The sequence below is a fragment of the Nocardioides eburneiflavus genome (assembly GCF_004785795.1).
Taxonomy (GTDB): domain Bacteria; phylum Actinomycetota; class Actinomycetes; order Propionibacteriales; family Nocardioidaceae; genus Nocardioides; species Nocardioides eburneiflavus.
Genome location: NZ_SRRO01000001.1, coordinates 1,724,658 through 1,738,118, shown reverse-complemented (window position 1 = coordinate 1,738,118; position 13,461 = coordinate 1,724,658). Strand labels below are relative to the sequence as shown.

The 13,461-nt window shown below is 71.7% G+C and carries 13 protein-coding genes; 7 read left to right on the top strand and 6 right to left on the bottom strand.

Features of this window, described 5'->3' with window-relative positions; translation table 11 throughout:
• Window positions 1-7 precede the first annotated feature (7 nt).
• Both EXE59_RS08165 and EXE59_RS08160 read left to right on the top strand, forming a co-directional pair.
• A complete protein-coding gene (locus EXE59_RS08165) occupies window positions 8-853 on the top strand; it encodes an SDR family NAD(P)-dependent oxidoreductase (RefSeq protein WP_135838459.1) in 846 nt (281 codons plus the stop codon).
• A gap of 164 nt (window positions 854-1,017) precedes the next feature.
• Window positions 1,018-1,587, top strand: coding sequence for a ribonuclease FAU-1 family protein (locus EXE59_RS08160; RefSeq protein ID WP_168218444.1), 570 nt, complete (start codon window positions 1,018-1,020; stop codon window positions 1,585-1,587).
• Here EXE59_RS08160 and EXE59_RS08155 read toward each other — a convergent pair.
• Window positions 1,565-2,953 carry a threonine/serine exporter family protein gene (locus EXE59_RS08155; protein ID WP_246056616.1) on the bottom strand — a complete coding sequence of 463 codons (1,389 nt, stop codon included), beginning with the start codon at window positions 2,951-2,953 and terminating at the stop codon, window positions 1,565-1,567. The genes EXE59_RS08160 and EXE59_RS08155 overlap by 23 nt on opposite strands.
• A gap of 79 nt (window positions 2,954-3,032) precedes the next feature.
• On the opposite strand from EXE59_RS08155, the gene EXE59_RS08150 reads away from it, so the two are divergent.
• Both EXE59_RS08150 and EXE59_RS08145 read left to right on the top strand, forming a co-directional pair.
• The gene (locus tag EXE59_RS08150; RefSeq protein ID WP_135838457.1) at window positions 3,033-4,166 is read left to right on the top strand and encodes a glutamate--cysteine ligase; all 1,134 of its coding nucleotides are present in this window, start codon (window positions 3,033-3,035) and stop codon (window positions 4,164-4,166) included.
• A 90-nt stretch (window positions 4,167-4,256) separates the two neighbouring features.
• Window positions 4,257-5,663: a WS/DGAT/MGAT family O-acyltransferase gene (locus EXE59_RS08145; RefSeq protein WP_135838456.1), complete on the top strand. Its 1,407-nt coding sequence runs from the start codon at window positions 4,257-4,259 to the stop codon at window positions 5,661-5,663.
• A gap of 67 nt (window positions 5,664-5,730) precedes the next feature.
• Here EXE59_RS08145 and EXE59_RS08140 read toward each other — a convergent pair whose 3' ends face one another.
• Entirely contained in the window at window positions 5,731-6,963 is a 1,233-nt protein-coding gene (locus EXE59_RS08140) for a site-specific DNA-methyltransferase (protein ID WP_246056614.1), read from the bottom strand.
• A gap of 103 nt (window positions 6,964-7,066) precedes the next feature.
• Between EXE59_RS08140 and EXE59_RS08135 the strand changes: the two genes are divergently transcribed.
• Window positions 7,067-8,455, top strand: coding sequence for a phosphodiester glycosidase family protein (locus EXE59_RS08135; RefSeq protein WP_168218443.1), 1,389 nt, complete (start codon window positions 7,067-7,069; stop codon window positions 8,453-8,455).
• A 25-nt stretch (window positions 8,456-8,480) separates the two neighbouring features.
• Here the strand turns inward: EXE59_RS08135 and EXE59_RS08130 are convergent, their stop codons facing one another.
• Window positions 8,481-9,101 (bottom strand): hypothetical protein, encoded by a 621-nt coding sequence (locus tag EXE59_RS08130; protein WP_135838454.1) that lies wholly within the window; start codon window positions 9,099-9,101, stop codon window positions 8,481-8,483.
• A gap of 106 nt (window positions 9,102-9,207) precedes the next feature.
• On the opposite strand from EXE59_RS08130, the gene EXE59_RS08125 reads away from it, so the two are divergent.
• On the top strand, window positions 9,208-10,212 hold the full coding sequence (locus tag EXE59_RS08125) for a GTP pyrophosphokinase (RefSeq protein WP_135838453.1): 1,005 nt from the start codon (window positions 9,208-9,210) through the stop codon (window positions 10,210-10,212).
• A 100-nt stretch (window positions 10,213-10,312) separates the two neighbouring features.
• Entirely contained in the window at window positions 10,313-11,509 is a 1,197-nt protein-coding gene (locus EXE59_RS08120; protein WP_135838452.1) for a calcium:cation antiporter, read from the top strand.
• Between the two features lie 184 nt (window positions 11,510-11,693).
• Here the strand turns inward: EXE59_RS08120 and EXE59_RS08115 are convergent, their stop codons facing one another.
• Genes EXE59_RS08115 through EXE59_RS08105 form a run of 3 tightly spaced genes read right to left on the bottom strand, consistent with a single transcriptional unit; the run spans window position 11,694 to window position 13,458 of the window.
• Window positions 11,694-12,509, bottom strand: a complete 816-nt coding sequence (locus EXE59_RS08115; RefSeq protein ID WP_135838451.1) for an ABC transporter substrate-binding protein — start codon at window positions 12,507-12,509, stop codon at window positions 11,694-11,696.
• 3 nt (window positions 12,510-12,512) lie between these two features.
• A complete protein-coding gene (locus EXE59_RS08110) occupies window positions 12,513-13,109 on the bottom strand; it encodes a GTP-binding protein (RefSeq protein WP_056906137.1) in 597 nt (198 codons plus the stop codon).
• Window positions 13,090-13,458: a DUF742 domain-containing protein gene (locus EXE59_RS08105; protein WP_135838450.1), complete on the bottom strand. Its 369-nt coding sequence runs from the start codon at window positions 13,456-13,458 to the stop codon at window positions 13,090-13,092. Before EXE59_RS08105 ends, EXE59_RS08110 begins: the two co-directional genes overlap by 20 nt.
• Window positions 13,459-13,461 lie beyond the last annotated feature (3 nt).

The window sequence follows — 13,461 nt, the reverse complement described above, 5'->3', positions numbered from 1 at the left end:
TGCTGCCATGAGCCTGAGCACCCTCCGCGACAAGGTCGTCGTCATCACCGGGGCCGGGTCCGGCATCGGCCGAGCCCTGGCCCTCCGCAGCGCCGGCGGCGGGGCGCACCTCGCGCTGTCCGACTGGGACGCCTACGGGCTGGCGGAGACCGTGCGGCTCGTCGAGCAGGCGGGTGCCTCGACCCAGGTCCCGAAGGTGCGCCACGACGTCGTCGACGTCTCCGACCGGGCAGCCGTCGCAGCCTGGGCCGCCGGTGTCGTGGAGGAGTTCGGCACGGTCAACCTCGTGGTCAACAACGCCGGCGTGACCGCCACCGGCGACTTCACCGAGCTGACCTACGAGGACCTCGACTGGATCCTCGGCATCAACTTCCACGGCGTGGTCCACGGCTCCAAGGAGTTCCTCCCCCACCTCATCGCGTCGGGCGACGGCGCGCTGGTCAACATCTCCTCGCTCTTCGGGCTGGTGTCGGTCCCCGGCCAGTCGGCCTACAACGCCACCAAGTTCGCCGTGCGCGGCCTCACCGAGGCGATCCGCGAGGAGATGCTGGTCGCCGGCCACCCGGTGACCGTCACCTGCGTGCACCCCGGCGGCATCCGTACGGGGATCAGCCGCCACGGCCGCAAGGCGCCCGGCCTCGACGGCGCCCGCATCGACGCGCTCTTCGAGAAGAAGCTCGCCCGGATGTCGCCCGACCGGGCCGCCGAGATCATCCTCGACGGCGCCCTCGCAGGGAAGGCCCGCGTGCTCGTCGGGGTCGACGCCCACGTCATCCACCACTTCGCCAAGCTCGCCGGGTCGCGCTACCAGGACGTCGTCGCGCGGATCACCTCCCGCATGCCCCTCCGCTGACGCCGAGTCGGCGCATCCTGACGCCCCCGCACCGCCGAGTCGGCGCATCCTGACGACCGACGCGCGAGGACGGGCCGACTCGACCCCTTGTGGACGACAGGATGTGCCGACTCGACCACTTCCCTGCGCGAGGATGCGCCGACTCGACTGGTAGAGATGACCCCATGGAGCCCGGGACCCCGATCCGCTGCGAGATGACGAAGTGGGGCGACCGGCCGCACTGGCAGTTCGAGGGGGTCCACCTCGGCTCCGACGAGCACGGCGAGTGGATCGGGGTCCCCGCCGGCACCCACCACCACCGCCCGGGCCACGAGTTCCACTCCGCGGTCGACTGCGTGACGCTCGTGCCGCTCGACCGGTGGCACCTGGCGACGTTCCAGGCCCCCGGTATCTGGTGCGACCTCTACATCGACGTCACGACTCCGGCGGGGTGGGAGGACGGCGCCCTCCGGGCGATCGACCTCGACCTCGACGTGATCCGCCTGCCCGACCCGCTCCCGCCGGTGGAGTCTGCTCCGTGGGACGAACCACCTGCTGGTCCCGGCGAGACCTTCGTCGACGACGAGGACGAGTTCGCCGAGCACCAGGTCACCTTCGGCTACCCGGCCGAGGTCATCGCCAGGGCGCAGGCCTCCTGCGACGAGCTGGTCGCAGCCGTACGCGCGGGCCTGCCGCCGTACGATGGCACGCACCAGCGCTGGCTGGACACGCTCAGGCTTCTTCGGACCTCCTGAGCGCCCGCCGCTCGGCACGGGTCATCGCCCGGAACGGACCGACCAGGCGGGGACCGGCGAGGCGGCTCTCGAGCTTGCGCGCCTCGCGCTTCAGGGGCTGGGCGACGTACTCGCCCAGGATCACCCCCGAGGCGAGCGCGATGGCGACCGAGATCGCGGTCATCAGCGCGAGGATGCCCTGCGAGACGAAGAAGCCGCCGTCGGCCAGGAACGTCAGTCCGCGATAGATCGACAGGCCGGGCAGGAACGGCACGATCGCCGGCACCGCCACGACCAGCGGCGGGACGCGTACGCGCCCGGCCACGGCGTACGCGACGAGGCCGATGAAGAACGCTGCCGCACCCGCCGCTGCCGCGCGGCCGAAGCCGGCGACGGTGATGGCCTGCGAGATGCCGGCCGCGACGGCCGTGATGAGCGCGATGGGCAGCACGGCACGCCGCGGGGCGTACGACGCGACGCTGAAGGCGGCGGCGGACACCGCCGCACCGAGGAGCACCGCCGGCAGGTCCGAGGCCTGGACCTTGCCGGGCACCAGCTGGCCGAGCTCGAAGCCCACCGTGTCGGCGACGGAGATGCCCAGTGCGACGCCGGCGATGATGCCGGCGGTGGCCATCATCGCCTCGATCAGCCGGGCGCTCGAGGTCAGGTAGAAGCCGGTGAGCGCGTCCTGCACGGCGCCCATCAGCCCGATGCCGGCGAGCAGCATGATGATGTTGGCCGTCACGACGAGCGAGGGATCGACCTCGATGGGGCTGGCCGCGACGCCTGCCGCCAGCAGCGTCGCGATCGCGCCGCCGGCGACCTGGAGGTAGAAGAACGGCAGCCGTCGTCGCGCCAGCACGACCTGCACCCGGTCGATGAGCGCCGCGGCGACCGCGGCCACGACCGAGACGACGGGCCCGCCACCGAGGAAGACGCCGACGGACGCGGCCATCACCATCCACGCGACGGTGACCGCCCAGCGAGGGAACGCATGTCCGAGCGAGACGATGGTCGCCATCCGCGAGCGCGCGAGGTAGAGGTCGGCCTGGTCGGTCAGCACGTCGCGGACGAGGTGGTCGACCGCGGTCAGGTCCTCGTAGTCGATGTCGCGCTGCTGGACGTGGCGCATCATCAGCGTCGGCACGTCGTCCGCCGAGCGCTGGTGGCTCATCGACAGCGCGGTGAAGGTCACGTCGATCTCGGCATGCCGCAGGCCGAGGTGGTCGGCCACGGACCGCATGGTCGCGGTGACGTCGGCGGCACCGGCTCCCGACGACAGCAGCATCTCTCCGATCCGCAGACACAGGTCCATCGTGAGGTGGACCTCGCGGGCCCGCTCCGCCTGCTGCGCGGCGTCCTGGTCGGGGTCGTCGTGCTCGTCCACCGGGCCATGGTGGCATCGCCGCGACCGGCCCGGTCACAGGGGTGAGCCCCGGCCGGGGGCACGTCCCTAGACTCGACGCATGCGCATCGACTTCCACGCGTCGCCGGCGCCCACGCTCGGCGTGGAGTGGGAGTTCGCGCTCGTCGACCGCACCACCCGCGACCTGGTCAGCGTCGCGTCCGAGGTGCACGAGCTGGCGGGCGGCCGCCTCGACGAGCCGCAGCGGCTGCACAAGGAGCTGCTGCGCAACACCGTCGAGGTCGTCACCGGCATCTGCGACACCGTCGGCGAGGCCGTCGTCGACCTGCGCGACACGCTCGCGGTCGTCGCGCCCGCCGCCGCCGAGCTCGGCGTCGACCTCCTCGGCGCCGGCTCGCACCCCTTCGCCGACTGGTCCCACCAGCAGCTCACCGAGGGCCACCGCTACGCCGAGCTGATCAACCGCACGCAGTGGTGGGGCCGCCAGATGCTGATCTGGGGCGTCCACGTGCACGTCGGGATGCCGGAGCGCGACCGCGTGATGCCGGTGCTGGCGTCGATGCTCACGACCTACCCCCACCTGCTCGCGCTCTCGGCGAGCTCGCCGATCTGGGCCGGGCAGGACACCGGGTACGCCTCCAACCGCGCGCTGATGTTCCAGCAGCTCCCGACGGCCGGGTTGCCGTTCGCGTTCGACACGTGGGCCGAGTTCGAGAAGTGCATCGCCGACCAGACGACCACGGGCATCATCGACTCGATGGCCGACGTGCGCTGGGACGTACGCCCCGCGCCCCACCTGGGCACCCTCGAGCACCGGGTGTGCGACGGGATGTCGGACATCGGCGAGCTCGCCGCGCTGACGGCGCTCGTGCACTGCCTGGTCGTCGACCTCGACACCCGGCTCGCCGCCGGCGAGACGCTCCCCACGATGCCGCCGTGGCAGGTGCAGGAGAACAAGTGGCGTGCCGCGCGCTACGGCCTGGAGGCCATCGTCATCGTCGACGACAGCAACCGCGAGCGCCTCGTCACCGACGACCTCCACGACCTGCTGGAGCGCCTCGCCCCGGTCGCGAAGCGCCTGGACTGCGAGGCCGAGCTGCGTACGGTCGCCGACATCCCCACCCGCGGCGCCTCCTACCAGCGGCAGCGAGCGGTCGCCAAGGAGTCGGGCGGCGACCTGGTCGCGGTGGTCGACGCGGTCGTCGCCGAGCTGGCGCACTCCTTGGAGTCCTGAGAGCGCGCGGCACCCTTGTGGCGGCCGCCACCGGGCGAGAGGATGCCCGGACGCCCCCGTGGGGGACGAGGCGGACGCGAGGAGAACACAGTGGTCAACCCGATCGACCCGACAGCGACAGGCTTCCTCCTCGCGGAGAACCGCAACATGCCGATGCACGTCGGCGGGCTCCAGCTCTTCGAGAAGCCCGCGGGCGCAGGGCGCGGCTACGTCCGCGAGATGTACGAGCAGATGCGCGACGTCGAGGCGGTCGCACCGCTGTTCCTCAAGCACCCGCACCGCTCCGCGCGTACGGCCGGGCAGCTGGTGTGGCAGCCCGACGAGCAGTTCGACATCGAGCACCACGTGCGCCACAGCGCGCTGCCCAAGCCGGGCCGGATCCGCGAGCTCCTCGAGCTGTGCTCGCGGCTGCACAGCACCCGCCTGGCCTGGGAGCGCCCGTTGTGGGAGGCCACCGTCATCGAGGGCCTGCGCGACGGCCGCGTGGCGATGTACACCAAGACCCACCACGCGCTCGTCGACGGCGTCTCCGCGATGCGGCTGCTGGCGAGCGTGCTGTCGACCGACCCCGACGAGCGCGACATGCCCGCCCCGTGGGCCATGCGGCAGCGCGCGCCGCGGGAGGAGCCGCCGGCCGGCGACGGCGCCTCGCTGACCGACGTGTCCGCGGCCACGGTCCGTACGGCCCTCGCGCTCGCGTCCGAGGCCGCCGGGATGCCCGGCGCGCTGATCCGTACGCTCAACAAGAGCGTGCGCAACGAGACGTCCGCGCTGTCGCTCTACGCCCCGCGCACGATGCTCAACCAGAACATCACCGGCTCGCGCCGCTTCGCCGCCCAGGACTGGCCGGTCGAGCGGCTGCGCGGGGTCGGCAAGGCCACCGGCACGACCATCAACGACGTGGTGCTGGCGATGGTCAGCGGCGCGATGCGGACCTACCTGCTCGACCTCGACGCGCTCCCCGAGACGACGCTGATCTCGATGGTGCCGGTCGGGCTCAACGCCAAGCAGTCGCAGCTCGCCTCCTCCGACGGCGGCAACGCGGTCGGCTCGGTGATGGTGCAGCTCGGCACGCACCTGCCCGACCCGGCCGACCGGCTCGCGGCCATCCACCGCTCGATGCTGGACGGCAAGCAGAGCCTCTCGGCGATGACGCCCGCCCAGATCCTGGCGATGAGCGCGATCGGCCAGGCGCCGGCGATCCTCGGGCCGATCTTCCGGATGCAGGGCATCGTCCGCCCTCCTTACAACCTGATCGTCAGCAACGTCCCCGGTCCGCGCACGACCCACTACTGGAACGGCGCGAGGCTCACCGGCACTTATCCGCTCTCGATCCCGATCAACGGCATGGCGCTCAACATCACCTGCACCTCCTACGACGGCAAGATGTGCTTCGGCCTCACCGGCTGCCGGCGCACGGTCCCGCACCTGCAGGTGCTCCTCCAGTACCTCGACGACGAGCTGAAGGCGCTGGAGAAGGCCGCCGGCGTGCGTTGAGGGAACCACCGGTAAGCCGGTGATCCATGAGGTTCTCACCCGTTGCAACGGGTCAGAACCTCATGGATCACCGGTCAGCCGGTGGTTCCGACGAGTGGACCTCGAGGCCGCCGCCGACCTGCACGGCGACCGCGGCCAACCGGGTCCGGGTGATGTCGGCGACCGTGGCCAGGCCGGCGAGCCGGGCGTTGGAGCCCTCGCGGGTGGGTTCGGCGGAGTTGATGCTGATGCAGCGGCGGGTGCCGCCGTCGGCGAGGTTGGCCAGGGCGACGGCGTGGCCGGTGGTCCCGCTGCCGGCGAACGGGTCGAGCACGACGACGTCGCCGGGCAGCGTCGAGAGGATGCGGCGCACCAGACCGGTGGGCTTCGGCGACTCGAAGACATGGCCCACGAGCGCCTTGAGCTCCGCGACCGCGGTGTCGGTCGACCCGATCTCCTCGGCGAGCCAGATCGTGCGCAGCTTCTTGCGCCGCCCGCCCTCGCGGTGCAGCCAGTCGCGCTGGAAGATGTCGGCGCGCTCGCCCCCGCGCCCGCGGATCACCCGGCACTCGAGGTCGTCGGGCCGCTCGGCCACGCGCGGCCGCGACCACCGCCACACGGCCGGGCGCCCGTCGCCGAAGACCGGCGTGAGGGCGAGGCTCCCGTCGAACTCCGTCGACGACACGCGCCCGGTCACCGGGTCGCCGTACAGCGGGAAGTGGAGGGTGGGCGCGGTGAGCGGGTTGAACTTCTTGTTGGTGTTGCGCAGCGGCAGGTAGCGGAAGCGACGGCCGTCCGGCGTGCTCAGCGGGAAGTCGGCCTCGTCGACCGACTCGGTGGTGCTGCCGTCGACCACGCACTGCGGCAGGTCGCGGGCGTACGCCAAGACGTACTCGTGGCTGGTCGCGAAGCCCCGACCGAGCTGGCGGCCCTTGGGGTTGAGGTTGACCACGACCTGGGCGAGGAAGTTCGCCTCGCCGAACACCTCGTCCATCAGCAGCCGCAGGTGCGCGACCTCGTTGTCGTCGATGCTGACGAACACGGCCCCGTGGGGCGCGAGCGCCTCGCGGACGGCCTCGAGCCGCGGCCGCATCATCGCGGTCCAGGCGGCGTGGCGCCCGGCGTACGGGTCGGCGTGCGAGCCGTCGCGGAACCGGTCGGCGTAGGCGAAGTCGTTGCCCGTGTTGTAGGGCGGGTCGGTGTAGACGACGTCGACCGACCCGGGTGCGAGCCGCGGCAGCACGTCGAGGTTGTCGCCGACGTGGAGCGTGTTCCACACCGGACCCCCGCCGGCGGGCTGGGCAGCGAGCTCGTCCGGCACGTCCCCCACCCTAGGGCGTCCGCTCGGCACCGACGGGACCAAACGACTGGCCACAGATCCCAATTTTCCCACCCGTCCCACGATGTCCTTTACTCTGGAGCGCGTGCCTTCCTCCACGCGTCGCTCCCTGACCGCCCTCCGCCCCGCCTCGGCGCTTCGCTCGCGAGGCCTGACGGTCGCCACCGCGGGTGTGCTGGTCGCCGGCCTCGCCCTCAACGTGGGCGTCGGCCCGTCGTCCGCAGAGGACGGCGCCCGGGACCGCGGGCTGACCTCGGGGACCGACAGCGGCTACCGCGGACGCAACCAGACCTCCGACGGAAGGCCCGGCACCGTCGTCGGACCGCCGGTCAACTTCCGCGGGCGCACGGCGCAGGTCAAGAACGACGTGAGCTACGAGATCGCGCCCGGCGTCACCCTGCGCGAGTGGGACCAGGTCGACGGCCGCCAGCCGATCGGACAGGTCCGGATGAACCTGGTGAGCGTCAGCCTCGACGCGGCCAACATCTCCTTCGAGGAGCTGTCGCCGACCTTCGTCACCAGCCGCAAGACCGTCAGCCAGCTCGGCGCCTGGAACCAGGCCCTGACCGCCGTCAACGGCGACTTCTTCGACATCGGCCGGACCAACGCACCGCTCGGCACGTCGGTCGACCGCGAGGCGGGGATCCTCACCGGCTCGCGCGAGGGCTGGATCCCCGGCGTGAACTCGACGCTCTGGTTCGACCCGGCCGGGCCGCACGTCAGCCCGATCACCGTGCAGAACACGATCCGCCAGCGGCGCAAGTGGTCGGTCAGCGGCGTCAACCACCCGAGCATCCCGGCCGGCGAGATCGGCGTGTTCACCCACGCCTTCCACCGCACCCCGGGCTACCAGGTCACCGGGGGCAAGAACCGCGCCCGCGAGGTGGTCCTGCGCAGGAACCGGGTCGTGTCCAACCGCCCGAAGCTCTCCAGCGGCAAGAGGATCGGCAAGAGGGACAAGGTCCTCATCGGCACCGGCTCCGCCGCCGCCAAGCTCAAGACCCTCAAGAGGGGCAAGAGGATCACGGTTGCCACCCGGTTCGACGGCGGCAAGCCCACCGTCGCGATCAGCGGCGACCGGCCCGTGCTCGTCAACGGCGTGCGGACGGTCATCAACAACACCATCGCCCACCCCCGTACGGCCGTCGGCATCGACGCCGACGGGCGCAAGCTGCTCATCCTCGTGGTCGACGGCCGCTCCGCGGTGAGCCGCGGCTACACGATGGTCGAGCTCGCCGACATGATGACCGCGCTCGGCGCCGAGAACGCCATCAACCTCGACGGCGGCGGCTCGTCGACGATGTACAGCCGCGCCGGCACCGGCGCCTTCGGGGTCGTCAACGAGCCCTCCGACGGCACCGAGCGGCTGGTGCCGAACGCGTTCGGCGTGGTCTACCACGGAGAGCTGCCGCCGGTGGTCCCGATCCTCCCGCCGACGGTCCCGCCCACGACGCCGCCGACGACGGCTCCCTGACGGACGACCCTCCGGCCGGCGCGCCTCAGGCGTTCGGCGCGGCGAACAGCACGACGTACGTCACCGGCGCCAAGCACTGCACGGTGTTCTTCGGCAGCTTGGGCACGACCTCGAAGCCCGCCTCGCCGGCCTCGATGGCCACGCTGCGCGGGGGCTCGCACCCGGTGGACACGACCGCACCGTAGGGCGTCGCGTCGGGCGCCTGCTCCACGAGGTCGGCCACGGCGGAGGAGACCTTCGCGGGCAGCCCGGCCTGCAGGCCGACCACGAAGTCGTCGACGGCCTGGTCGGTGTCGAGCGCGAAGGCCAGCGTCGACGGCGACCCGCCGCCCTCGGTGGCGTCGACCAGCAGGGCCTCGGAGATGCCGGCAGACCCAACGGCACGCAGCGTGGCCGGGGCGCTGTCGGACGGCTCACCGGAGGGCTCCTCTGACGGCTCGTCGGAAGGCGTCTCGGTGGGCGCCTCGGTGGGCGTGCTGGTCGCGTTCGGGTCGGTCGCGCTGTCGTCGCCGCCGGAGGCGCAGGCGGACAGCCCACCGGCCAGCAGGAGACCGGCCAGTCCGGTGAGACCCGCGAGACGGCGGCCGGGACGGTGGCCTGCACGGTGGCCGGGCAAGGGGTCCGAGACGCGCGTCGAGGTCTGCATGGTGGTTCGACGATAGCCACCGTGGTCCGGCTCCCCGGGCAGGCACGCGCGAGCTCCTGCGGGACGTCGCGTCGACGCCGACGGCCCGCACTGGCAGGGTGGCGCCATGAGTGTCGAGACCCACGCAGAGCCGGTGCGCGAGGCCGTACGCGCCTATGCCGCCCGGCAGCCGCGGCTCGTCGAGGCGACTGCGGGCTGGGTCACCCTGGTCCGCACGCTGCTCGACGACGCGGGCATCGACTACCTCAGCGTCACCGGGCGCACGAAGAGCGTGGCCTCCTTCTCCGCCAAGGCCAACCGCACCGACGGCGACAGGCTCCTCTACCCCGACCCGCTCGAGCAGATCACCGACCAGATCGGTGTCCGCGTGATCACCTACGTCCACAGCGACGTCGCCGCCGTGGCCGAGCTCCTCGACGACCAGCTCACCATCCTCGACGACCGCGACCTCGGCGAGGAGACCGCACGGTCGGGGCGCTTCGGCTACGCCAGCCGACACCTGCTGGTCCGCAGCGACGACGGCGGCGACGCTGACGGGCACCCCGAGCTGGCCGGCGAGCGGGCGAGCATCCAGGTCCGGACGGTCCTCCAGCACGCGTGGGCCGAGTTCGAGCACGACATCCGCTACAAGGGCAACGTCCCCGAGGACGCCGCGGCCGACCTCGACCGCCGCTTCACCCTCGCCGCGGGCCTGATCGAGCTCGCCGACCGCGAGTTCGCCACGATCCGCGAGCGGATCCAGCAGGCGGCTCCGGGCAGCACCACGGAGGTGGAGGCCGACCACATCGTCGGGCAGGAGCTCGCGACCTTCCTCGCCGGCCACTACAGCGACGCCGGCTGGTCGCACACCGACCACTACGACTGGATCGCCGGGCTGCTCACCCAGCTCGGCATCGACAGCGTGGACGACCTCGCCGACCTGCTGACCTCCGTCGACGCCGACGCCGTGATCCGCCGGATGGGCTACCGCTACCCCGCGGGAGCCGTACGCCGCCTCGACGACGCGCTGCTGGCGATCTTCGGCGAGCAGTACGTCACCCTCGAGGGCAACAGCCACCGGGTGCCGCTGCTGCGCGCCCGGCTCGAGAAGCTGTCGACGCCGGAGACCTGAGGATCGCGCTCAGGGTGGCCCCCTAGGGTTGCCGCGTGAGCACCCCACGACGTTCGTCTCCTCCGCTGCGCTCCCCCGAACAACGCCGCGGGGACCCCGCATGACCCGGCCGTCGTGGACCACAGTCGCCCCCGTCCTGGCCATCGTGGCGCTGGCGCCCGCGTGGTTCGCCCACCCCGAGAGCAGCCTGGTGCTGGGGGTGCTCGCGCTCCTGCTGGTCGGCGCGGTCCTCGCCGCCGTCCACCACGCCGAGGTCGTCGCGCACCGGGTCGGGGAGCCGTACGGCTCACTGGTCCTGGCGGTGGCCGTCACGATCATCGAGGTCGGCCTGATCGTCACCCTGATGGTGACCTCCGACAAGGACGGCTCCGGCCTGGCCCGCGACACCGTGTTCGCAGCGGTGATGATCACCGTCAACGGCATCGTCGGCATCTCGCTGCTCGTCGGCGCGCTCAAGCACCATCTCGCCGTCTTCAACCCCGAGGGCACCGGCGCCGCGCTGGCGACCGTCATCGCCCTGGCCGTGCTCTGCCTGGTGGTCCCGTCGGTGACCACCTCCGAGCCGGGCCCGGAGTTCACCGGCGCCCAACTCGCCTTCGCGGCGATCGCCTCACTGGCGCTCTACGGCATGTTCGTCTTCACCCAGACCATCCGGCACCGCGACTTCTTCCTCCCGGTCACGCAGGGGCAGTACGTCCCGATGGTCGCCACCAGGGCGGAGGCCGTCGCGGCGGCCGAGGACCGCGAGGCCGTCCGGGCCACCGCACGCCAGGAACGGCTCGACGGTCTCGAGCACGAGCCGGTCGACCTCGACGAGGACGGTCACGCCGACCCGCCGACCGACCGCGCGGCGCTGGCCAGCCTGGGGCTGCTGGTCGTCTCGCTGGTCGCGGTGGTCGGACTGGCCAAGGTCGAGTCGCCCGCGATCGAGTCGGGTGTCGCTGCGCTGGGGTTCCCCCAGGCCGTGGTCGGCGTGGTCATCGCGCTGCTCGTGCTCGCACCGGAGTCGATCGCCGCGGTGCGCGCCGCCGCGCGCAACCGGGTGCAGGTGAGCCTCAACCTCGCCCTCGGCTCCGCGATGGCGTCCATCGGCCTCACGATCCCGGCGATCGCGATCGCCAGCATCTGGCTCGACGGCCCGCTCGAGCTCGGCCTCAACCAGCTCCAGACGGTGCTGCTGCTCCTCACCGCGGCCGTGGCGATCCTGACCGTGGTCCCCGGCCGGGCCAAGCCGCTCCAGGGCGGCGTACACCTCGTCCTGCTCGCGTCGTTCCTGTTCCTGACGATCGCGCCGTAGGCAGGCGTACGCCGGCGCGGTGCCGGCGCGGTGCACCACCACCATCCCGGCCCGACAGAGGTGGCTCATGCACCGCCCGGGCGTCGACACGCCCTCGGACGCGCCTGAGCGGTGTCCCACCCACGTTCCGCGGCTGCGGAAGGTGGGTGGCACACCGCTCGGGCGGGTGCTCGTACGGGGCAGGTCAGCCGAAGTACTTCGCGTAGATCTCGTCGTAGCTGCCGTCCTCGCGGAGCTCGGCGAGCGTGCTGTTGATGGAGCGCAGCAGCGGGATGTTGCCGTCCTTCTTCACCGCCATGCCGTACTGCTCGCCGGTGTCGAACTCGCGCGAGAGCTTGAGGCGCGGGTTGTCGGAGACGAACTGGCCGGAGACGGTGTTGTCGAGCATCGCGGCGTCGAGCTCGCCGGCGGCGAGCGCCGCCTGCAGGCCCGCTGCGTCGTCGTACGCCGTGACCTGGGTGGTCTCGGGCGCGAAGTCGCTGAGGTAGGTCTCGCCGGTGGTGTCCTTCTGGACGCCGACCCGCTGGCCCGCCAGCTCGGTGATCTGGTCGAGGCCCGAGCCCTTCGGGGTGATCAGCGCCTGCTTGGCGTCGAAGTAGGGGCTCGAGAAGTCGAGGACACGCGCCCGCTCGCCGGTGATGGTCATCGCGGAGATCGCGACGTCGCACACGTCGTTGTTGAGCGAGGTGCCGGAGGTGATGTCGTCGAAGGACACGTCGACCACGTCCAGGTCGGCCTCGAGGTCGTCGGCGACCTTGCGCACCAGGTCGATGTCGAAGCCGGTCGGCTTGCCCTTCTCCTCGTACTCGAAGGGCGCGTAGGGCATGTCGGTGCAGACCGTCAGCGCGCCGCCGAAGACGAGGGAGACGTCGGTGAGGGCGTCGGCCTCCTCCCCGCTGGCGCTGCCGCCGCAGGCGCCCAGCGTGGCCATCAGGGCCACGGAGGACAGGACGGCCAGAGCCGTGCGGGCAGGGTTCGTACGACGAGTTGCGCGGGTCATGGGTCAGTTCGCATTCACGGTGAGCGACTCACGAAGTCGCATGAGGGCGTATTCGGTGATCTTCACGAGCGCGCCCTTGGCCTGCTCGCGGTCGCGGGCGTCGAGGCTGATGATCGGTACGTCGGCGGGCAGCGCGAGCGCGGCGGCGATCTCCTCCGCGGGGTAGCGCGGGACGCCGTCGAACTCGTTGACGGCGACGATGAACGGGATGCCCTTGGACTCGAAGTAGTCGAGCGGCGAGAAGGACTCGTCGAGGCGAGCCACGTCGACCAGCACGATGGCGCCGATGGCGCCACGGCACAGGTCGTCCCACATGAACCAGAAACGGCGCTGACCGGGGGTGCCGAACAGGTAGAGGACGAGGTCCTCGGCCAGGGTCAGGCGACCGAAGTCCATGGCCACGGTCGTGGTGGCCTTGGTGGGCACGGCAGCGAGATCGTCGACGCCCTCGGACTCGTTGGTGACGAGTGCCTCGGTGCGCAGCGGGTCGATCTCCGAGACCGCGCCGACCAGCGTCGACTTGCCGACGCCGAAGCCGCCTGCAATGACGATCTTCGTCGACGCAGCCGCACGCTGTGCCTTAGTAGTTTCGAAGTCCACGGAGGGTCCTTTCGATGAGCTCGAGACGCTCATCTGTCGACGTGCTGTCGTTGATGGTGGCCTGGATGCGGACCAGGCCCTGCTCGATCAGGTCACCCAGCAGCACCCGGGTGACGCCGATCGGCATCTTGGTCAGGGCCGACACCTCGGCCACGGAGCGCCGGTCGCAGACCTCGAGAACCTGCGCGGCAGACGGCGAGAGCGCAGGTGCCTCCGCACCGGCCTGGAGGCGCAGAGTCGCCTCCATGGCCAGCTCCACCTTGGCGGCCGTCCGACCGGCGGTGAGGGTGTAGGACCGGATGAGTCGAGGGCGGTAGCCCTCGTCCTCCGGCTCGTGTGGCGGCGTCATGGC